The following is a 19,229-nucleotide window of genomic DNA, read 5'->3' on the forward strand; positions in this document are numbered from 1 at the left end:
GGGGCGTCTCCTCTCAGGCCAGTTGGGACTGGAGGCCGGTCCAGTTATCGGTGGTTTTGTGTACAAGATGCGTCGGCACTTCCCAATGGGCCGCATCGCCCCACTGGCGAACCCTGATACCCAATGCCTGGAAAAACGCCTGGGTGTCCGGCGGCAATGCATCGCCCACCAACAGCGGCGCGCGGGTCCGGGAAAAGCCCAGCACATCGCGCAGAGGCCGACGCACCAGCCAATCCCCCACATGCCGTTGCAACGGCCCCTGCTGCGTTGCCAGCGCCCAGTCCACCAGCCTGCGCGTCCCACTGCCCGGCGCGGGCAAACGTTCCAGCGCGTAGCGGTGCAAACGTTCGTAGGTTTCCCGCGTCCCGGCCACCAGCGTCGGCCCCAGCTCACGCCGATCGCGGTCGCGGGTCGCCAGGTTCTCGGGAAAATTCAGGCGAAAACCGGCGATCAACCAGGGCGCCAGCAGATAGCGAGCTTGCCCACCCGAGGCGAACGCCCGGGCGGCCAATGCCTCTTCCTGGCGACCCAGCCCTTCGCGGTTCACCAAGCGCTGCCCCTCCTGCAACAGCTCGGCGTGGCTGACGCGTTGCTCCTCGATCGCCTGGCCAGCCCCGCGATAAAAGACAAAGGCCGTTTGCAACACTCGCCCTTGCGGCACCCCGTTATCGATCGGTCGCTCGGCAAGTAACGCGGCGTAATCCAACGCCTGCGCAAATGGCGTCGAATCCGACAGGCCACGTTTGTCGAGATAGACCAAGATCCGCACGGCCACCTGCGCCGAACGCAGCCGCAGCATGTCCTCCACGCCTTCGACCAGGACGAAATCCGGTTGCAATGTAGTGAGCCGTTGCACCTGTTCGGCCGCTGCTTCCAGCGGGTCGAACAAGCTCGCCACGCCGCCTAGCCATTGCGCGGCCAATGCGGCAAGCAGCGCCTGGGGCCTGGGTCGGCTGATGATCGTCAGGGTCTCGCCCGCCGCAAAACCGCGAGCTTGCAGGGCACTCGCCAAACGGCGCACCTCGTCGACCACCTGCACCCAGGTCCTTTCCTGCCAGACACCCAGGTGCTTATGGCGCAGCGCGACATCGGTGCCATGCTCTAGCGCCTGTCGCTGCAACCACTGGGGCAAGCTGGCCGGGACCGCGTCGGGTGTGTCGGTGAACGTGCCCATGCTGCCTCCCGCGCCTAGGCGACCGCCGCCGTTTTGGCCGTCACTTTGCGTTGCTCCAACTCACGCACCAACGGCAGGACCTTACGGCCGAAATACTCGACTTCTTCCTGGAAGTGCAAGAACCCGGCGAGCACCAGATCCACACCCACGGCCTTTAGCGCGACGATGCGTTCGGCGATCTGCTGAGGGGTACCGATCAAGTTGGTCTTGAAGCCATCGTTGTACTGCACCAGGTCTTCGAAACTGGACTTGGCCCAGTTGCCTTCGCCCTCCGGGCTGGACTTGCCGGCCTGTTTCGCCGCGTCGCCAAAGGCATTGACGGCCTCGGGATCGGCCTGGTCGATGATTTGGGCAAGGACCGCCCGCGCCTCTTCTTCCGTGTCACGGGCAATGACAAAGGCATTCACGCCGACCTTGACCTTGTGGTGGTTGGCCGCGGCTTTTGCCTGGAGATCATCGATCTGCGCCTTGACGCCTTCCACGGTATTGCCGTTGGTGAAGTACCAGTCCGATACCCGGGCGGCCATGTCCCGAGCCGCACGTGAGCTGCCGCCCTGGAAAATTTCTGGGTGCTGCTGCAGGGGTTTTGGCTTGAGGGTGTAGTCGTGGAAGCGGTAGAAGTCACCGCGCAGCGTGAAATTATCAGTGGTCCAGATGCCCTTGAGGGCGGTGATGAATTCTTCGGAGCGGCGATAACGCTCGTCGTGCTCCAGCCACGGCTCGCCAATGGCCGTGAACTCGCCCTTGAACCAGCCCGACACGACGTTGACCGCCACTCGGCCACCCGTCAGGTGATCGATGGTTGCGATCTGCTTGGCCAACACAGACGGCGTCCACGGCCCCGGCAACACCGCGGCGATGACTTTCAGGCGCGTGGTGGCGGCCAGCAAGGCATGGCTGAACGCCACGGACTCGTGCTGGTATTCGGCGCCGTAGCCGGCGGTAAAGCGTACCTGGGACAAGGCGTAGTCGAAGCCGGCCGCTTCAGCGATCTGGGCCAGCTTGCGGTTGTAGTCGATGCCCCAGTCGGTGCGTTGTTCGATTTTGCTGACCACCAGTCCGCCGCTGACGTTGGGCACCCAGTAGGCAAATTTGATCGTGTCCTGGCTCATTGCATGTACTCCACGGCTCGTTTTGAAAGGAAAAAGGGATCAGGCGGCACTGGCGTTGCGTCGGACGCTCGGGACCAGGCTCAGCAGCGCCGATTCGACGGCGCGCTCGATACGGTCCAGCACCTGTGGGCTGGAAATGCGGTATTGGCTGAAATCGGTTTCGCTGGCATAGACGCCCACCGGCAAGCTGAGGGCTTGGAAGAAACCGAACAGCGGCCGCAACTGGTGATCGATGATCAAGGCATGGCGATCCGAGCCCCCTGTCGCGGCGAGCAGCACCGGTACGTTCTTGAGGGCTTCGTGATGGACAAAATCGAACAGGTGCTTGAACAAGCCGGTGTACGAGGCTCGATAGACCGGGCTGGCGGCGATCAGCAGATCGGCCGACTCGATGGCGTGCAGGTCGTCCTGTACCGCGGCCGGCAATGCCTCGCGACGTAACACCCCGGCAAACTGCGGACCGACCTTGGCCAGTTCGATCAAGCGCACCTCGACCGGCAGTTGCTGTGCGAGCCTGTCCACTATCGCCTGGAGCAGGACCAGCGTGCGTGACGGGTGTTGCACGCTGCCTGACACCGCCACCACTTTGAATTGCTTGCTCATCAGTTACCCCATGCCTGGAGACGCCACCTCAGCGTCTGCACAGGGTGTAGAGCAGCAACCGTGCCACGTTCATATACCTTTAATAATCAATACGTTAGAAGTACAGCCTAATCACTTTGCTGTCGCTCGACGGACAAGCTGTTGTTCCACTGTTGCCTGGTGAACACCTGCGTTTCGATGCCTGTCACGACAACTGTTGCCGGGCATACAGTTGCGCAACAGATTGTCCGCAGCCAGGACAGCCCTTTCACCGACGAGCGTCGTACAGACCCGCATTCATGGGCGTCGCGGGTCGGGCATGGACCGTGCAATGACCGTTGGCACCGGCAGGTTTCCCCCTGCCCGCCTACTCGCCATCAAGAAGGAACATCAACATGACCGCACAGCAACAACACCTGCCGCCAATCCTTTCCACCGGCACCGACTACGAGCCCTTGGCCGAGCGTTTCCGGCCGATCTTTGCGCGCATCCAGGCCGGCGCCCTGGAGCGCGAGCAGACCCGCAGCCTGCCCTTTGAACAGGTGAAATGGCTGAAGGAAGCCGGCTTTGGCGCCATCCGCGTACCGCTCGAATATGGCGGTGCCGGGGCCTCGTTACCGCAACTGTTGCAACTGCTGATCGAACTGGCCGAAGCCGATTCCAATCTGCCCCAGGCCCTGCGCGGGCACTTTGCATTTGTCGAGGACCGCCTCAATGCCCATGCCAGCAGCCCACAGGACATTTGGTTCAAGCGCTTCGTCGAGGGTGAGTTGGTGGGCAACGCCTGGACGGAGATCGGCGCGGTGAAAATCGGCGAAGTCGTCACCCGGGTTTCCCGCCAGGGCGATCAATGGGTGGTCAATGGCGCCAAGTACTACAGCACCGGCAGTATCTTCGCCGACTGGATCGACGTGTATGCCCAGCGTGACGACGACGGTGCCGACGTGATTGCCGCCGTGCGCGTGCACCAGCCGGGCGTCAAGCAAAGCGATGACTGGGACGGCTTTGGCCAACGCACCACCGGCAGCGGGACATCGCGGTTCGAGAACGCATTGGTCGAGGCGGAAAACCTCATCGACTTCTCCACCCGTTTCAAATACCAGACCGCGTTTTATCAACTGGTCTTGCTCGCCGTGCTGACCGGCGCCGGCCGTGCCGCGGTCCATGACATCACCGAGCAAGTGCGCAAACGCACCCGGGTCTTCAGCACCGGCAATGCCAGCGAAGTGAGCCAGGACGTGCAGGTGCAGCAAGTGGTCGGCCGGGCCTCGGCCCAGGTCTATGCCGCCGAAGCCACTGCCCTACGGGCCGCGAGCGCTTCCCAACGCGCCTATGAAAGCCGCTTCAGCCAGAACGCCGAGACCGAACGCACCGCCAACATTGCCGCCGAGTTGGAGTCCGCCCAGGCCCAGGTGGTGATCTCCGACCTGGTGCTACGCGCCACCAGCGACCTGTTCAATGCCCTCGGCGCTTCGGCCACCAGCACCAGCAAGGCCCTCGACCGCCACTGGCGCAACGCCCGCACCGCCGCTTCGCACAATCCGTTGATCTACAAGGAGCGGATTATTGGGGATTGGGAAATCAATGGGACGGAACCGCCGTATGTCTGGCAGATTGGTGGGGGGGCGAAGCAGGTCTAGTGCTTGGGGTCGGTGTGTAAAACCGTCATGGGGTAACGGCGGCTTAGACCGCGCTCCTCCAGTGGGAGCGGGCTTGCTCGCGAAGGCGGTGTGTCAGTTTGCAGTGATGTTGGATGTGCTGGCCTCTCGCGAGCAAGCTCGCTCCCACAGTGGTTCTGTGTTGTGCATGAGTTTCGTGTCTGCTGAAGATCCAGTGTGGGAGCGAGCTTGCTCGCGATGGCGGTGGGTCAGTTACATGGATGTTGAATGTGCTGGCCCCTTCGCGTTCAAGCCCGCTCCCACAGTGGTTCTGTGTTGTACATGAGTTTCGTGTCCACTGGATCGGCGATGTGGGAGCGGGCTTGCTCGCGAAGGCGGTGTGTCAGTTTGCGGTGAGGTTGGATGTGCTGGGCTCTTCGCGAGCAAGCTCGCTCCCACAGGGGGGCCAGGTGCACATGGATTTTGTGTCTGCTGAAGATCCAGTGTGGGAGCGAGCTTGCTCGCGATGGCGGTGGTTCAGGTGTATCCACCAGGTCCAATTGCCGACTTTTTCACAAAGCCAATAGGAACTCATCCCAGCCGATCAAAACACTGGCATCATGCCTTTTTCCTTGCACTCATGGAGTGACTGTGACGAATCTAAGTGCCGCCCCTGAGTTTGCACCCGCTTCCACTCTATCGCCCTACCGCTTCTTTCCCCGGCTCGGGATGTTTGTGCTGGCCACCGTGGTCGTCTTCCTTGCGGCGATGCCCGAGGTCCTTTTTGTTCCCGCAGACATGCAGGCCTACCTGACGTTCACGACCACCTCCGGTATCACCGCGCTCCTTCTCTTCGCCCTTTTCGCCTTGCAATATCGCGCCGATTTACGTTCACAGTGGCGAGGTCGCTCCATCCGCAAACCCCTGCAATGGGGAGCGATGGGCACCATCGGGGCCTACCTGCTTTTCGGGGTCGCCGTCCTCGTACTCGGGTTGCCGCGTGAAGTGTTCATGGCCGAGCTTCTGGACGGGCTCAACAATTGGCAGGCCACGATCAAGATCGCCTCGCTGATCGTGCTGCCGCCCATCGCCGAAGAATTATTCTTCCGCCACTACATGCTCCGGCTGTTTCCCTACGAGAACAGCCGTGCCTGGACATGGATCGCGATCATCGTGACGTCGGCCATCTTCGCCGGCATGCACATCCAATACGGAAACTGGCTGACGGTCGTGCTGATCTTCGCCTGTGGCGGCGTGTTCGCCGTCGCCAGAGTCGCCAGTGGTGGCCTGCTGGTGCCGGTGCTCCTGCATTCGTTGGCCGAGATTGTGGCGCTGACCACGGACAAGTCGTTCTCGTTGATGGGGCTTTACGGTTGAGTCAGGCGAAGGCGCCATGCCACGCTATGATTTTGCGAACACCAGCATTTCAAACAAGGGCAACGATGAACACTCACGCAACATGCCTCGGACTGCTTGCCTTGACGCTTCCCTTGCTGTGCGAGCCCGTCCAGGCCTCCACATGGCAGATCTGTGAGATGGAGCTGCGTGTCGTCGAGGTGCTGAAACGACCCTATCCGCAGCTTCAGGCGCAGGTGGTGAACGTCAGGCCGAAATCCGCCTCGGTGGAGTGTCCTCAGCCAGGCTCGTTGCTCACCTTCACCCCGGAAACCCCGGACTACCAAGCTACGCTCCCCCGCCGCCAATGGCCCGGGAAAGGGCAGTCGGTACGGGTGGACTACCGCTACCTGGACGGTGTCTGTAAAGGCGACGGCAACTCATATGCGTGTCGTATCAAACATTACCCGGTGGTGGGTCGATAAGCGGGCGGTCGGCGACCGGGGCATTGTTCAATTCGGTGAAATGACTGATGGCCTCATCGCGAGCAAGCTCGCTCCCACAGGGGGTGTGGATGTTCACAGCATCCCGATTCACCTTTGTGGGAGCGAGCTTGCTCGCGATGACGTAGGCACATCCAACCCCAAGGCTCAGGCCAACAGCTCAGTGATCCACCGAACCTGCCGCGCAATGTCCTGCTGCTTCTCTTCAGGCACAGCCTGCCGTGCCTTGGCGAAACTGGCCAGGGTCTTGTGCTTCTGGCGCAGCAGGCGCTGCCACTTGGCCAGGAAGACCGGGGTTCGGGTTTGCAACTGCAGCGGGCCGAAATACAGCTCCTCGGCGGTGTACGCCACCGGCCCGGCGCGCTCGGCCACGATGATCTCGTAGTAGAAGCGGTTTTCCCGCAGCAATTCCTCGCAGAGGATGCGGTAGCCGTTTTCCATCAGCCATTGGCGCAGCGGTTGTTCGCCGCCGTTGGGTTGCAGGATCAGGCGCTCCCGACCGCTCAACCGCGCTTTGCCACTGTCCAGGATGTCGCGGATCGTCTCGCCACCCATGCCGCAGAGGCTGATCGCCGTAATTCCGTCCTCCGGCTCGATTGCCGCCAGGCCGTTGGCCAGGCGCACGCTGATCCGCTGCTCCAGGCCATTTTCGACCACCGTGCGTTCGGCGGCGCGCAATGGCGTTGTTGCCACCTCACCGGCCACCGCCGTCGCGATGACGCCACGGCGCAGCAAGGCCACCGGCAGGTAAGCGTGATCCGAGCCGATATCGGCCAGGTGCGCGCCCGCCGGCATGTGCGCCGCCACGCGCTCCAGGCGCATGGACAATGTGTGTTCGTTCAACTGCAATTCCCTGGGTTAATCGTAGAACGGCTCGACCGCCGTCCGACTGCCGACAAAGAAGCTGTCGGCGACCAAGCGCAGTGGCTGCAGGTCCATGTCGATGGCTTTGTCGTTGATCAGTTGTTGAAAATGCCGGTACACCGCCGCGTACTCGCCCTCCTCGGATACCGCCTGGGGCACGCCGTCGATGCTCAACAGGGCACCGCCGTTGTCCAGGCGCAACACGCCTTCGGCGCAGCGAATCTCGATGCTCCAGAGCTCGTCATGACCATGGTCGAAGTCGAACTCCGCACGGATATCGAGGTGACGCGCGTCGGCCATCTTGATGCTGGCGGCAATTGGCGACTGGCAGTTGTCCGGCACGCGCAACTCGGCCGATTCCACGAACAACGGCAGTGCCAGCAGATGGGTCGCGATCGACAAGGCATTGATGCCCGGATCGAACACGCCCAGGCCGCCGGGTTGCCAGATCCACGCCTGGCCCGGGTGCCACTTGCGCACGTCTTCCTTCCAATCGATCTGCACGCTCTGCAAGGTGCGGTTGGCCAGCCAGTCACGGGCGGCTTCGATGCCTGGTGCATAACGGGAATGCCAGGCGAACAGGCCGCTGACGCCTTGCTCGCGAACCTGCTCCACCAAGGCCATGGCTTCACCCAACGTGGCGCACGGCGGCTTTTCCACCAGGACGTGCTTGCCAGCCGCCAGCGCCTGTTGCACCAGGGCGAATCGACCTTGCGGCGGCGTGCAGAACGCAATCGCATCGACCTGCGGACCGTTTTCCAGCAGCTCGCCCAGGGAGCGGAAATTCTCCACCCCGGCGCAAGGCTGTCCTTGCGTGGCGACCGCCACCAGTTGGAACGCGGGGTTGGCGTGGATGGCTGGAACGTGTTGATCCTGGGCAATCTTGCCGTAGCCCACCAGGCCGAGACGAATCGGTTGCATCGATGACTCCTGATTTTTTGTACTTATGATCGGCCAGCAAACTAGACGCAAATCGCCTGGCGGACAATGGGGGTCGTGCAGTATCTATTCGAATGCCCCGCCCAGTTGGGCAAATACTTCAGGCGCGTCGCTGTGCACAATCCGCCGTCACGACGTTGGTCACCCGGCCGAAGAAGGGTTCGAGTCGCTCACGCGGCGCGTCGTGCTCCACCACCAGGGCGGCGACTTCTTCGCAGGCGGCCACCTGGTAGTGGGCAACGCTGGACAGCTTTTCATTGGTCACCGCCGCGATCACCTGCCCACTGGCCACAACCACCGCGCGCTTGAACTCCGCGTCATCCAGGCCGAACGCCGTAACGCCATTATCGGGATCGATGGCACAGGCGCCGAGGAAACACAGGTCAAAACTGAACTGGCGCAATTGCTGGACAGCCGTCAACCCAATCACACCACCGGCGACTGGGTTCAAGCGGCCGCCCAGCAGGATGACTTCGGCCCGGGGCAGTTTCATCAACTGGACCGCAATCAACGGCGAGTTGGTGGTGAGGGTCAATGGCAGGTACGGATCGATGGCGCAGGCAATCGCCAGGTTGGTCGACCCGGCGTCGATGAACACGTGCTGGCCCGCGCGCAACAGTGCAGCGGCGGCTTGGCCGAGGCTGCCCTTGCGCGCCGGGTCTTTGCGCACGCGCGCCTCCATCGACCCTTCGGCCGCGGGCACGAGGATCGCGCCACCATAAACGCGCTTGCACACCCCCGCCGCTGCCAACGCGCCAAGGTCACGCCGGATCGAGTGCTCGGAGACCTTGAATTCGCTGGCCAAGTCAGCCGCGATCACCCGGCCATACCGGGCGAGACGCTGGCTGATCAATTGCTGGCGTTCACCAGGGAACGCTTCGTGAGGAGTAGTCATGACATTACAACCTGCGTAAACGAGCACTAATGATCACAAACGAGCAAATAGTGCCGGTTATGCGGCGAGGCGTCAAACCCGAGCGCTCACGCGGTAAACGTCAAGCGCCCCCAGGGACATTGGTGCCCATGCCCAATGGCAGGAAGGGCTGAATCTCGTCGATTTCCTCGGCGCTGAGGCGCAGCTGTGAACCGGCAATCAACCCATCGACCTGGCCGGGCCGACGGGCACCGACGATGGCGCCGGTCACCACCGGTTTGCGCAGCACCCAGGCGATGGCGACTGCCGCCGCACTGACGCCGTGCCGTTCGCCGATACCAGCCAAGACCTCCACCAGCGCCAGGTTCGCGCTCAAGCGAGGCTCCTGGAAGTCCGCGCTTCGCGCCTTGCGCCAATCGTCGTCGGGCAATTGGGCGATGCGTTCGCGGGTCATGCTGCCGGAAAGTAGTCCCGATTGAAGGGTGGAATAGGCCAGGACACCCAATCCCGCCTGCTCGCAAAATGGCAGGACGTCGCCCTCGATGTCTCGCATCAAGGCCGAATACGGCGGCTGGAGTGAGACGATCTCGGTCACCGCCTGGGCCCGCTTGAGTTGCGCAACATCGAAATTGGAGACGCCGATAGCACGAATCTTTCCCTGTTCGCGGGCAGTGGCCAAGGCCGAAAGGGCCTCCTCGATCCCTTCACTGCTGCCGTCGGCAGGAAAGGCCGGCCAGTGGATCTGATAAAGGTCAATGGTTTCGACTTGCAGTCGACGCAAGCTTGCCTCGACCTCGGCGAGCAGTGACTGAGGCGCCAGCGAGTGTGAGATCAACCGGGTGACCGGGTCCCACACCAGGCTGCCCTTGGTGAACACCAACGGACGCCGCGAAGCCGGTACCCGACGCAACAACTGCCCGACCAATTGCTCGGCATGGCCCAAGCCATAAACCGCCGCCGTGTCGATCCAGTTCACCCCGCGCTCGACGGCATATTCAAGGGCGCCAAGGCTGTCCTCGTCATCCTGCGCGCCCCAACTGTATGCCCAGCCGGTGCCGGCGATGGCCCAGGTTCCCAGGCCAATGGGGGAAATCAGGAAATCCGATGATCCAAGACGGTTCTTTTGCATAGCGCGTTCTCCACAGATGATGTGGCCAGTATCCGCGAGGGATCTCATGACGATAAGATGGGTAATCATATTTGAACTACTGAACGATATTCATGAGTCAGCACCCCGATCTGTCCGAACTGGATGCCTTCGCCGCCGTCGCTCGCCATCGCAGCTTTCGCAAGGCCGCCGACGAGCGTGGTGTTTCGGCTTCTGCATTGAGTCATGCGATGCGTGCATTGGAAGCACGCCTGGGCGTCAGGCTGCTCAACCGCACCACGCGCAGCGTGACCCCGACCGAGGCCGGCCATCAGCTGTTGGCAACGCTGGCCCCTACCCTGCAGCAGGTTGCCGATGCCCTGGCGCAGTTGACCTCGCTGCAGGACGTGCCCGCCGGCAAGCTTCGCCTCAACGTGGCGCGTCCGGCGGCGCGCGCGGTCTTTGCCAAGGTGCTCGGGCCATTCGTGGCCCGGTACCCGCGCATTCAACTGGACCTGGTCACCGATGATGGCCTGGCCGATATCGTCAGCGGCGGGTTTGACGCTGGTGTGCGCTTTGGCGAAAGCCTGGCCGGCGACATGATCGCCGTTCCTGTCGGGCCCCCTCAATCGTTCGTGACTGTAGCCGCGCCAACCTATCTGGCCGCGAAGGGGATCGTCCAGGCGCCACGGGACTTGCTCGACCATGCCTGCATCGCCCGGCGTTTTCCCAGCGGCAAGCTCTACGCCTGGGAGTATCAGGCCGAGGGGCAACCGATCCGGTTGTCCGTCACCGGCCCACTCATCCTTGAAGACGATGCGCTGATGATCCAGGCGGCAAAAGATGGCGCCGGGATTGCCTACGTGTACGAGGAGCTGGCGCGCGATGACCTGCGCAACGGGCATCTCACGGAACTGCTTGCGCAATGGAAAGCGCCGCCAAGCCGGTTTTTTCTCTACTACCCCAGCCGACGCCATGTGCCGCCGGCCCTGAAAGCGCTCATCGAATTCATCCGGGCGCAAGATTGGCTAACCTGAAACCGCCAGGCAAAAAAAAGCCCCGCGACCGAGGACGGTGCGGGGCAAAGGGAATTGGTTGGTTGCGGCCAACCAAAGGAGCACGGTGAAAAACGTTTACGGGCCGGTCAGATACATTCCTGTGCGGCGCGTTCAAAACTTGAAGGCAAGAGGTTGGAAGCCAGCAGGTGGCGCTCGTAGATGAACACCTTGCCGCCGCTGCCGGCCTTGTAGGCTTCCAGCACGTTGTCCGCCGACACTTTGCTCGGCACCACGATGCGGTAGCTGCGCTGGGTCTGCGAGACCATCGGGTTCAAGGCATTGCCCTGCAACTTCGGTACGACGCACTCGGCGTATTGGGCCGGCGTCTTGCTGGTCTGCAAGGTCAGCGTCGGGTCATTCGGTGCCGAGGCACAACCGGCCAGCAACAACGGGGAGAACGCCAGGGGAAGCAAAAATAAACGGCGCATGGGTTGGGGTCCTGAAAATAAAAATACGGGGCTGCGTGTTCGATGGCGCTGATTTTCCAATGATTGCCGGCAAAGCAGAACTTGCATTTGGTAATGGTCACTATTACTCCTAGCAATAGTTGCAAGCCGAGAAAGATTGATGAGGTCTATCCATGAGAACGTTTGATCTGATCCGCGACGCGGTATTGCCCGACTTTCGTGAGCGGGTGGCGGACTATCTGGTCCAGTACGAAAGCGTGCTGTTGAGCAATACAGAAGCCGACCCGGAGCTCAAGCGGGCCACGGCCCATCAACTGCGCGGTTATCTGCGCGGGTTGAACACGACGCGAGTATTGGGCATGGCGGATTGGGAGGAACTGGATCGGCGGGTGGTGGATACGTGGCTTTAGCGCCCGGCCAATGACAGGCTGGCCTTCGTGGAATGTGCTCGATTCATTGTGGCGAGGGAGCTTGCTCCCGCTGGGCTGCGCAGTAGCCCCCTGCCGGCTGCGGCCCAACACTGGCTTGCGTCCTGTCCACCAGCCGTTGCACCCATGCGGCATCCTGGTCATTGACCACCCCATAGCGGTTCGGCGGTAAAAAATTCCAGTGATGAGCGGCCTCGTCCAGGCGCTTGAGTTCATCGGCAGACAGCCAGTACGGCGTATTCATCAAAGGCATCAACGCACCGTCGAAACGCCGACCCAGCGGCAGGTTCGTACCGGGGGCGAAAGCGATCGCCAGTTCCTGACGGGGTTGCAGCAGCTTGTCCGGCGCCGGCATTTGCCCTACCCGTCCGTAACTGAAGTTGCCCGAAAACTCCTCCTTGAGCACCAGCCAATGCCCCGCCGCGGTCCGGGCCAGGATCCATTGCGACACACCGCTGTCCTGCATGTACTTCACTTTGCCGTCGGACCATTGCATGAGGGTGTTGCAATCCGGGTCATAGTCGTTGGACCACAGGCAGAGGCCGGAAACCAGGGTATGGTGTTCGAGCTCGACCAGCCCTTGATCGGGCATCGACGCCCAATAACGCTTGGTCGGGTCGCGCGTATCACGCCAGACGTTGTGCACGATCCACGCCGCCATGAACAGCAAGGTGACGAACACAAGCCAGCCAAAGGAGGCCCCGATGATCCGGTCAAGGTCAACGCCTGGGGCGGATAACCCCTGATAGACCAGCAGCCCCAGCAGAAACACGATACCCGGCAACACCGGGCCCAGGCACAACGGCGGCACCAGCACCACGACCCAGCTGAAGCGATGCATCGTCGCACGCTCGCGCGCCCAGGCCAGTTCCTGAGCCAGCATCGGCGCCCGCTCCCGTGGGCCGATGCCAGGATCAGGGGTCTGGAAGCGGGTGAACAGGTTGTAGATGTCATCGCTCATGGATCGGATCATGCCCTTGAAATCATCATGGTCGAGCGCCCCTTCGGGACGCCCTTTGACGCTGGAACAGGCGTATTATCCGGGTAACCAAGCGCCGTGTAGACCCCCGATCATGCCCATCTCCCAGACCCGCCCTTCACCCGCGCCCTTGCTCAAGCCAGGCGAGACAGTGGTCCTGTTCGACGGTGTTTGTAAACTTTGCAATGGCTGGGCGAAGTTCCTGATCCGCCATGATCACGCCCGACGCGTGCGGTTGGCCTCCGTCCAGTCGCCCGAAGGACAAGCCTTGCTGGCCTGGGCGGGCTTGCCCTTGCAGCAGTTCGACACCATGGCCGTGGTTCGCGATCAACATTACTGGGTGCGCTCGGAGGCGATTCTTGAAGTGGTTGCCCTACTGCCCTGGGTTTGGCGTCCGGTGCAACTGCTGCGTTACGTCCCCCGCGTATTTCGGGATTGGGCCTACGATCGCATTGCCCTGAATCGGTACCGGCTGTTTGGCAAGTACGACGTGTGCCTTTTGCCGAGCCCGGATCATGAGCGACGTTTCTTGAAGGTGCCAACGCCTGGGAGCAATCCGGTGGAACGGATCGGTACTTAGCCCGCCAATAGCTCAATCCACTGACGTGGCGTCATCTTCGTCACCATGATCAGCACAATGACAAACATCCCCAGAAATCCAAAGACACCCATCCAGAACCACTTTTGATACACGGATGAGTATCGATCATCGAGCGCCCGCCCGTCCCCAACCGCACTCGAAGCCATCACATGTAGCCGCTTCTGGAGCACCAGTACCGGAAGCCAGAGCGCGCCCACGCAAAAAAAGATGATCAGCGACGTCATGACCCATTCAGTGGTCAGGGGAAGTCCGGCCAGTCTCAGCAGCAGGTAGCCCGTCCCTATCTGAATAAAGCCCGCGGGCGTGGTAATCCAAGTGTCGAACTGAACGACCGTCCTGGCCACGTGGGCAATGACCTGAGGGTTGGCGGTGCGGCTGGCAGCGATCAGGTAGAGATAGGACCCCATGCCGAAGCCGAAGAGAAAAATGGCAGCAATGATGTGGAGGTACTTCAGGCAAAGATAGAGCATCTGTCAGCCCTGCTCGTCAGAGAAGTGTACAGACAGGCTCAAGTTTTCGGGGTCGTTGATGGCGGCCATGTATTCGTCGACGGTGATTTCACCCACGCAGGCCCTGGCACCGGGTTCGGGCAGATACCCTTGGGCGACTTTTGCCGCCAAGGCAACGGCTGCACAGCTGGGAATCTCCGGGCCCTTGTCGTTCATGGCGGTGAGTTGCACGTTCATCGACAACGGTTCGCCATTGACCCCCATGCCATGGACGTCGATGTACATTGCACTTTTGCCATCGCCAAATCGTTCGAACCAGAGCCCCCACCGATGTAGCCTGGCGGCCCAAGTAACATGATCACGCACCAGCCCCATCCGCATTGCCTGGGCCAGCAGGTAGTTGGCGATGCCGCCTAGCTTCAGGCCTGCGCCGGCCTTGAAGCTCAGGTTCCGGGCACCATAGCGGCTGGCGAAGATATCCATGTCCGGCACGTCGACATTGGCCAATACCCGGGTCCCCATGTGCCGCAATCTGCGAAGCGTCAGATCCTGCCATCCCAGGACCTCATGCGCCCGGCCATTCCTGAGTTGCTTGATCGGCTTGCCCGCATAGGCGAGGACGCCTTCGACGGTGGACAACCCCGGCATCTTGGCCGAAGAGGAAATGCCATGTTCGATGGTGTCGATGCGTTTAAATCGATGCCGCTGCTGATCGATAAGGGCGGCCGAGAGCGTCGGCACTGAGCTGCAACCACTGAGGATCGCCACGCCTGCCTGTTTTGCCCGGGCGTCGAGTGCGCCAATGCCGGTGACAAAGGCTCTGGAATCGGACAGGTCACAATAGTTCACGCCCGCGTCGATGCAGCTCTCGGCGACTGCATAGGATTGCCCTTGAAAGGGGCCGCCGGTATGAATGACCCATTGGATGTTCATCGAGCCAAGGACGGATTTGAAGCCCGGCCCCATGGCGTCGCCGCACCAACTTTGACACACCGAGTTCGATTGAGTGTTCAACTCATCGACTTTGCGCTGCAGTTTTTGGGCGTCACGCCCGGAAATAACCAATTGCACGCCTGGCATCACCACCAGATGCCTGGAAACGATACTGCCGAAATTTCCATACCCACCGACCACCATGACCCTGAGCGTCATTCCATCCGTCCCTAAATATTCGATGAGGCAAGCACCTTGCCACAAGAAAGACTCGGTGGTGTACCCCCAGCGGTGGGTCGCTGTCCCTTTGTGGCGAGGGAGCTTGCTCCCGCTGGGCTGCGCAGCAGACCCATGTCGTCAACTCAATTAGCCTGACACACCAGGACGTCAGGTTTCAGGGCCGCTTCGCGCCCCAGCGGGAGCAAGCTCCCTCGCCACAAGAGCGGTTCGGTGGTGGGTCAGTTCATCAAGAGCGGTTTGGCAGAGGGTCAGTGAGCGGCCGCATTTGCCCCCTGCTGATATTCCCGCGGCGTGCAGCCGAATTCGCGGCGAAACACGGTGTGCAGGTATTGCGCCGATTTGAAGCCGCAGTTTTGGGCAATGTCGGCAATCGGCGCGTCGGTGTTTTCCAGTCCGTTGGCGGCGGCGGCCAGTTTGAAGCGCAGGATTTCGTCGTGGACGCTGCAGGCCCGTTCCTTGCGAAAATGCGCCTCCAGCGATGAGCGCGATATCCCGACATAAGCCGCCACTTGGGCGGTCTTGATGCCCTGGCAGGCATATTGGCGGATGAAGAGCAGGGCCTGCATGACATAAGGATTGCCCAACGGTTGATGCAGGCTCGACACCTGCACATTGATCGCATCAGGCGGGACCAGGATCTGCGTGCCCGTGGACGGCATGCCGTGCAGCATCTGGTGGAGCAGGCGCGCGGCGGTGCGGCCCATGGTTTCGGTGCCCTGGATCACCGAACTCAGCGGCACCCGTGTCAGGCTGCGGGTAAGCGGGTCGTTGTCGATGCCGATCAACGCCACTTGCTCCGGCACGGCGATGCCGGCGGTCAGGCAGGCTTGCAGCAGTTGTCGGGCGCGGGCGTCGCTGACGGCGATGATACCGATGGGTTTGGGCAGGCTTTGCAGCCAGGCGATCTGCTGTTCGACGGCGCTGTCCCAGAGCGGTGCGCTGGTGCCCATGCCGCGATAGACCTCGGCGTGCAGGCCATCGCGCTGCAGCAGCCGGCGGAAGGCCTTCTCCCGCTCCTGGGCCCAGCGATTGGCTTGTGCCTCGGGCAGGCTGAAACAGGCGAAGCGGGTCAGCCCGGCCTCGATCAGGTGCTCGTAGGCCAACCTCATCAACGCATCATTGTCAGTGGCGACGTAGGGAATGCCCTTCGGGTAGGCGCGCTCATCCTGATAGGAACCGCCCACCGCCACCACCGGCAGCTTGATCCCGGCCAGCGCTTCGCCGATCAGCGGGTCGTCGAAGTCGGCAATGATGCCGTCGCCCTGCCAGCGTTCGATGCCTTTCAAGCGACAGAGAAAATCCTCCTCGAGAAACAAGTCCCAGGACGCACGCGTGCTGCTCAGGTAGTTGCCGATGCCGCTGATGATGCCGCGGTCGTAGATCTTGCTGCCATTGAACAGCAACGCAATGCGGTGAACGGGCGGGACGGTTTTCATTGGTTTAACCCTGTGCCGATCGACACAGACTAGGCGCGCTCACGGCGAATCTCAATACTCAAAATCGAACTGCCCATTGGTGATTTTCATAATCAGCAGCCACGGGGCCGGCGTTAGTATCGGGACACCGCCAAGAATAAAAAGGAAACCTGCACATGCCCTACTTCCCCGGTGTCGACAAGATTCGCTACGAGGGCCCCGCCAGCGATTCGCCGCTGGCCTTCCGTCACTACGACGCCAACAAACTGGTGCTCGGCAAACCCATGCGCGAGCACCTGCGCATGGCGGTCTGCTACTGGCACACCTTCGTCTGGCCCGGGTCGGATGTGTTTGGTGCCGGCACGTTCAAGCGTCCGTGGCAGCACGCGGGGGATCCCATGGAAGTGGCCATCGGCAAGGCCGAAGCGGCTTTCGAATTCTTCTCCAAACTGGGCATCGACTACTACTGCTTCCACGACACCGATGTCGCCCCGGAAGGCAATTCGCTCAAGGAGTACCGCAACCACTTCGCCCAGATGATCGACCACCTGGAACGCCATCAGGAACAAACCGGGATCAAGCTGCTGTGGGGCACCGCCAACTGCTTCAGTAACCCGCGTTTTGCCGCCGGCGCCGCCAGCAACCCGGATCCGCAAGTGTTCGCCTGCGCCGCCGCCCAAGTGTTCAGCGCCATGAATGCCACCCAGCGCCTCAAAGGCTCCAACTACGTGTTATGGGGCGGTCGTGAAGGCTACGAAACCCTGCTCAATACCGACTTGAAACGCGAGCGCGAACAGCTGGGCCGCTTCATGCGCATGGTGGTCGAGCACAAGCACAAGATCGGCTTCAAGGGCGACCTGCTGATCGAACCCAAGCCCCAGGAGCCGACCAAGCACCAGTACGATTACGACAGCGCCACGGTGTTCGGCTTCCTGCAGCAGTTCGGCCTGGAAAACGAGATCAAGGTCAACATCGAAGCCAACCACGCCACCCTGGCCGGTCACAGTTTCCACCACGAGATCGCCACGGCCGTCTCCCTGGGGATTTTCGGGAGCATCGACGCCAACCGCGGCGACCCGCAAAACGGCTGGGACACCGACCAGTTCCCCAACAGCGTCGAGGAAATGACCCTGGCCACCTATGAAATCCTCAAGGCCGGTGGCTTCGGCAATGGCGGGTTCAATTTCGATTCCAAGGTCCGGCGCCAGAGCCTGGACGAAATCGATCTGTTCCACGGCCACGTCGGCGCCATGGACGTGCTCGCCCTCGCCCTGGAACGCGCGGCGGCCATGGTGCAGAACGATCAGTTGCAGCAGTTCAAGGACCAGCGCTACGCCGGCTGGCAACAACCCTTCGGCCAAGCGGTCCTGGCCGGCGACTTCAGCCTGGAATCGCTGGCCGAGCACGCCTTTACCAACGACCTGAATCCCCAGGCCGTCAGCGGTCGCCAGGAGATGCTCGAAAACGTGGTCAATCGGTTTATCTACTCCTGACGACGGACAAAAGTGGGGCACAGCGGCTGTTACATTCTCGCGACAAATCTGTGCCCATGACGCCCTGCAACGCTCTACAGTTCTACCCGGTATCACGCTCATCGTCAGGCAGTGTCTTTCAAACAACAATAAAAGGACGCACCACATGAAAAGATTCAAACGTACCCTGCTCGCCGGCGCCCTCGCCCTGCTCTCGCTTCCGGTCATGGCCGATGCGACCCATCCGAAAATCGGTTTCTCCATCGATGACCTGCGCCTGGAACGCTGGTCGCGGGACCGTGATTACTTCGTCGCGGCGGCGGAAAAACTCGACGCCAAGGTCTTCGTCCAGTCCGCCGATGCCAACGAGCAGAAGCAGATCTCGCAGATTGAAAACCTGATCTCCCGTGGCGTCGATGTGATCGTCATCGTGCCGTTCAACGCCACTGTGCTGACCAACGCCGTCGCCGAAGCCAAGAAGGCCGGGATCAAGGTCGTCTCCTATGACCGACTGATCCTCAATGCCGATATCGACGCCTACATTTCCTTCGATAACGAAAAGGTCGGCGAGATGCAGGCCAGCGGCGTGCTGAAAGCCGCGCCCAAGGGCAACTACTTCCTGCTCGGTGGCGCGCCCACGGACAACAACGCCAAGGTCCTGCGCGAAGGCCAGATGAAAGTGCTGCAACCGGCCATCGACAAGGGTGACATCAAGATTGTCGGCCAGCAGTGGGTGAAGGAATGGAACCCCACCGAAGCCTTGAGCATCGTGGAAAACGCCCTGACCCGGAACAACAACAAGATCGATGGCATCGTTGCCTCCAACGACGCCACCGCCGGCGGCGCCATCCAGGCCCTGGCCGCGCAGAAAATGGCCGGCAAGGTGCCGATCTCGGGCCAGGACGCCGATCTCGCGGCAGTCAAGCGTGTGATCGATGGCACCCAGACCATGACCGTCTACAAGCCGCTGAAGCTGATCGCCTCCGAAGCCGCCAAGCTCTCGGTGCAACTGGCCCGCAACGAGAAACCGACCTTCAGCTCGCAGTACGACAATGGCAGCAAGAAAGTCGACACCATCCTGCTCACCCCGACGCCGTTGACCAAGGACAACATCGACCTGCTGGAAAAGGACGGGTTCTACACCAAGGCGCAGATCGCCGGGCAGTGACCTGACCAGGC

The 19,229-nt window shown here is 61.6% G+C and carries 20 protein-coding genes; 8 read left to right on the forward strand and 12 right to left on the reverse strand.

Features of this window, described 5'->3' with window-relative positions:
* Window positions 1–13: 13 nt before the first annotated feature.
* Genes ACLH0I_RS17300 through msuE form a run of 3 tightly spaced genes read right to left on the reverse strand, consistent with a single transcriptional unit; the run spans window position 14 to window position 2,889 of the window.
* Complete coding sequence (locus ACLH0I_RS17300; protein WP_411384893.1) at window positions 14–1,174, reverse strand: AMP-binding protein; 1,161 nt, start codon at window positions 1,172–1,174, stop codon at window positions 14–16.
* A gap of 14 nt (window positions 1,175–1,188) precedes the next feature.
* Window positions 1,189–2,286, reverse strand: coding sequence for a dimethylsulfone monooxygenase SfnG (gene sfnG / locus ACLH0I_RS17305; RefSeq protein WP_411384894.1), 1,098 nt, complete (start codon window positions 2,284–2,286; stop codon window positions 1,189–1,191).
* A gap of 39 nt (window positions 2,287–2,325) precedes the next feature.
* Window positions 2,326–2,889: an FMN reductase gene (msuE, locus tag ACLH0I_RS17310; RefSeq protein ID WP_250964437.1), complete on the reverse strand. Its 564-nt coding sequence runs from the start codon at window positions 2,887–2,889 to the stop codon at window positions 2,326–2,328.
* Between the two features lie 374 nt (window positions 2,890–3,263).
* Between msuE and ACLH0I_RS17315 the strand changes: the two genes are divergently transcribed.
* From ACLH0I_RS17315 to ACLH0I_RS17325, 3 genes are all read left to right on the forward strand, one after another.
* A complete protein-coding gene (locus tag ACLH0I_RS17315) occupies window positions 3,264–4,508 on the forward strand; it encodes an acyl-CoA dehydrogenase family protein (RefSeq protein WP_411384895.1) in 1,245 nt (414 codons plus the stop codon).
* A gap of 609 nt (window positions 4,509–5,117) precedes the next feature.
* Window positions 5,118–5,843 carry a lysostaphin resistance A-like protein gene (locus ACLH0I_RS17320; protein ID WP_411384896.1) on the forward strand — a complete coding sequence of 242 codons (726 nt, stop codon included), beginning with the start codon at window positions 5,118–5,120 and terminating at the stop codon, window positions 5,841–5,843.
* Window positions 5,844–5,908: 65 nt separating this feature from the next.
* Window positions 5,909–6,286, forward strand: coding sequence for a hypothetical protein (locus ACLH0I_RS17325; protein WP_411384897.1), 378 nt, complete (start codon window positions 5,909–5,911; stop codon window positions 6,284–6,286).
* A 165-nt stretch (window positions 6,287–6,451) separates the two neighbouring features.
* Here the strand turns inward: ACLH0I_RS17325 and ACLH0I_RS17330 are convergent, their stop codons facing one another.
* From ACLH0I_RS17330 to ACLH0I_RS17345, 4 genes are all read right to left on the reverse strand, one after another.
* Window positions 6,452–7,147 (reverse strand): tRNA (adenine(22)-N(1))-methyltransferase, encoded by a 696-nt coding sequence (locus ACLH0I_RS17330; protein WP_411384898.1) that lies wholly within the window; start codon window positions 7,145–7,147, stop codon window positions 6,452–6,454.
* 15 nt (window positions 7,148–7,162) lie between these two features.
* A complete protein-coding gene (locus tag ACLH0I_RS17335; RefSeq protein ID WP_411384899.1) occupies window positions 7,163–8,089 on the reverse strand; it encodes a Gfo/Idh/MocA family protein in 927 nt (308 codons plus the stop codon).
* 118 nt (window positions 8,090–8,207) lie between these two features.
* A complete protein-coding gene (locus ACLH0I_RS17340; protein WP_411384900.1) occupies window positions 8,208–9,002 on the reverse strand; it encodes a DeoR/GlpR family DNA-binding transcription regulator in 795 nt (264 codons plus the stop codon).
* Window positions 9,003–9,102: 100 nt separating this feature from the next.
* Window positions 9,103–10,110 (reverse strand): aldo/keto reductase, encoded by a 1,008-nt coding sequence (locus tag ACLH0I_RS17345; protein WP_411384901.1) that lies wholly within the window; start codon window positions 10,108–10,110, stop codon window positions 9,103–9,105.
* 92 nt (window positions 10,111–10,202) lie between these two features.
* On the opposite strand from ACLH0I_RS17345, the gene ACLH0I_RS17350 reads away from it, so the two are divergent.
* The gene (locus tag ACLH0I_RS17350; protein WP_411384902.1) at window positions 10,203–11,105 is read left to right on the forward strand and encodes a LysR family transcriptional regulator; all 903 of its coding nucleotides are present in this window, start codon (window positions 10,203–10,205) and stop codon (window positions 11,103–11,105) included.
* 107 nt (window positions 11,106–11,212) lie between these two features.
* Here ACLH0I_RS17350 and ACLH0I_RS17355 read toward each other — a convergent pair whose 3' ends face one another.
* A complete protein-coding gene (locus tag ACLH0I_RS17355) occupies window positions 11,213–11,554 on the reverse strand; it encodes a hypothetical protein (RefSeq protein ID WP_077506487.1) in 342 nt (113 codons plus the stop codon).
* Between the two features lie 152 nt (window positions 11,555–11,706).
* Between ACLH0I_RS17355 and ACLH0I_RS17360 the strand changes: the two genes are divergently transcribed.
* Entirely contained in the window at window positions 11,707–11,943 is a 237-nt protein-coding gene (locus ACLH0I_RS17360) for a hypothetical protein (RefSeq protein ID WP_411384903.1), read from the forward strand.
* A 43-nt stretch (window positions 11,944–11,986) separates the two neighbouring features.
* On the opposite strand, the gene ACLH0I_RS17365 is transcribed toward ACLH0I_RS17360, so the two are convergent.
* Window positions 11,987–12,922 (reverse strand): hypothetical protein, encoded by a 936-nt coding sequence (locus tag ACLH0I_RS17365; RefSeq protein WP_411384904.1) that lies wholly within the window; start codon window positions 12,920–12,922, stop codon window positions 11,987–11,989.
* A 112-nt stretch (window positions 12,923–13,034) separates the two neighbouring features.
* On the opposite strand from ACLH0I_RS17365, the gene ACLH0I_RS17370 reads away from it, so the two are divergent.
* Window positions 13,035–13,520 carry a thiol-disulfide oxidoreductase DCC family protein gene (locus ACLH0I_RS17370; RefSeq protein WP_411384905.1) on the forward strand — a complete coding sequence of 162 codons (486 nt, stop codon included), beginning with the start codon at window positions 13,035–13,037 and terminating at the stop codon, window positions 13,518–13,520.
* Here ACLH0I_RS17370 and ACLH0I_RS17375 read toward each other — a convergent pair.
* The 3 genes from ACLH0I_RS17375 to ACLH0I_RS17385 form a co-directional block, all read right to left on the reverse strand.
* Entirely contained in the window at window positions 13,517–14,011 is a 495-nt protein-coding gene (locus tag ACLH0I_RS17375; protein WP_250964449.1) for a DUF2269 family protein, read from the reverse strand. The two genes, ACLH0I_RS17370 and ACLH0I_RS17375, sit on opposite strands and share 4 nt — an antisense overlap.
* A gap of 3 nt (window positions 14,012–14,014) precedes the next feature.
* Window positions 14,015–15,142, reverse strand: a complete 1,128-nt coding sequence (locus ACLH0I_RS17380) for a saccharopine dehydrogenase NADP-binding domain-containing protein (protein WP_411384906.1) — start codon at window positions 15,140–15,142, stop codon at window positions 14,015–14,017.
* Window positions 15,143–15,411: 269 nt separating this feature from the next.
* Window positions 15,412–16,599, reverse strand: coding sequence for a XylR family transcriptional regulator (locus ACLH0I_RS17385; protein WP_411384907.1), 1,188 nt, complete (start codon window positions 16,597–16,599; stop codon window positions 15,412–15,414).
* Between the two features lie 155 nt (window positions 16,600–16,754).
* On the opposite strand from ACLH0I_RS17385, the gene xylA reads away from it, so the two are divergent.
* Both xylA and xylF read left to right on the forward strand, forming a co-directional pair.
* Window positions 16,755–18,071 carry a xylose isomerase gene (gene xylA / locus ACLH0I_RS17390; protein ID WP_411384908.1) on the forward strand — a complete coding sequence of 439 codons (1,317 nt, stop codon included), beginning with the start codon at window positions 16,755–16,757 and terminating at the stop codon, window positions 18,069–18,071.
* A gap of 145 nt (window positions 18,072–18,216) precedes the next feature.
* The gene (xylF, locus tag ACLH0I_RS17395; RefSeq protein ID WP_053119915.1) at window positions 18,217–19,218 is read left to right on the forward strand and encodes a D-xylose ABC transporter substrate-binding protein; all 1,002 of its coding nucleotides are present in this window, start codon (window positions 18,217–18,219) and stop codon (window positions 19,216–19,218) included.
* The last annotated feature ends 11 nt before the right edge of the window (window positions 19,219–19,229 follow it).

It is taken from the genome of Pseudomonas sp. MPB03, from assembly GCF_046605385.1.
Classification (GTDB): Bacteria; Pseudomonadota; Gammaproteobacteria; order Pseudomonadales; family Pseudomonadaceae; genus Aquipseudomonas; species Aquipseudomonas zanjanensis.

Excerpts from the sequence above, each read along its gene's own strand:
- ACLH0I_RS17300 (WP_411384893.1), bottom strand. The coding sequence starts at position 1,174 with ATGGGCACGTTCACCGACACACCCGACGCGGTCCCGGCCAGCTTGCCC.
- sfnG (WP_411384894.1), bottom strand. The coding sequence starts at position 2,286 with ATGAGCCAGGACACGATCAAATTTGCCTACTGGGTGCCCAACGTCAGC.
- msuE (WP_250964437.1), bottom strand. The coding sequence starts at position 2,889 with ATGAGCAAGCAATTCAAAGTGGTGGCGGTGTCAGGCAGCGTGCAACAC.
- ACLH0I_RS17315 (WP_411384895.1), top strand. The coding sequence starts at position 3,264 with ATGACCGCACAGCAACAACACCTGCCGCCAATCCTTTCCACCGGCACC.
- ACLH0I_RS17325 (WP_411384897.1), top strand. The coding sequence starts at position 5,909 with ATGAACACTCACGCAACATGCCTCGGACTGCTTGCCTTGACGCTTCCC.
- ACLH0I_RS17335 (WP_411384899.1), bottom strand. The coding sequence starts at position 8,089 with ATGCAACCGATTCGTCTCGGCCTGGTGGGCTACGGCAAGATTGCCCAG.
- ACLH0I_RS17340 (WP_411384900.1), bottom strand. The coding sequence starts at position 9,002 with ATGACTACTCCTCACGAAGCGTTCCCTGGTGAACGCCAGCAATTGATC.
- ACLH0I_RS17345 (WP_411384901.1), bottom strand. The coding sequence starts at position 10,110 with ATGCAAAAGAACCGTCTTGGATCATCGGATTTCCTGATTTCCCCCATT.
- ACLH0I_RS17350 (WP_411384902.1), top strand. The coding sequence starts at position 10,203 with ATGAGTCAGCACCCCGATCTGTCCGAACTGGATGCCTTCGCCGCCGTC.
- ACLH0I_RS17355 (WP_077506487.1), bottom strand. The coding sequence starts at position 11,554 with ATGCGCCGTTTATTTTTGCTTCCCCTGGCGTTCTCCCCGTTGTTGCTG.
- ACLH0I_RS17360 (WP_411384903.1), top strand. The coding sequence starts at position 11,707 with ATGAGAACGTTTGATCTGATCCGCGACGCGGTATTGCCCGACTTTCGT.
- ACLH0I_RS17365 (WP_411384904.1), bottom strand. The coding sequence starts at position 12,922 with ATGAGCGATGACATCTACAACCTGTTCACCCGCTTCCAGACCCCTGAT.
- ACLH0I_RS17370 (WP_411384905.1), top strand. The coding sequence starts at position 13,035 with ATGCCCATCTCCCAGACCCGCCCTTCACCCGCGCCCTTGCTCAAGCCA.
- ACLH0I_RS17375 (WP_250964449.1), bottom strand. The coding sequence starts at position 14,011 with ATGCTCTATCTTTGCCTGAAGTACCTCCACATCATTGCTGCCATTTTT.
- ACLH0I_RS17380 (WP_411384906.1), bottom strand. The coding sequence starts at position 15,142 with ATGACGCTCAGGGTCATGGTGGTCGGTGGGTATGGAAATTTCGGCAGT.
- ACLH0I_RS17385 (WP_411384907.1), bottom strand. The coding sequence starts at position 16,599 with ATGAAAACCGTCCCGCCCGTTCACCGCATTGCGTTGCTGTTCAATGGC.
- xylA (WP_411384908.1), top strand. The coding sequence starts at position 16,755 with ATGCCCTACTTCCCCGGTGTCGACAAGATTCGCTACGAGGGCCCCGCC.
- xylF (WP_053119915.1), top strand. The coding sequence starts at position 18,217 with ATGAAAAGATTCAAACGTACCCTGCTCGCCGGCGCCCTCGCCCTGCTC.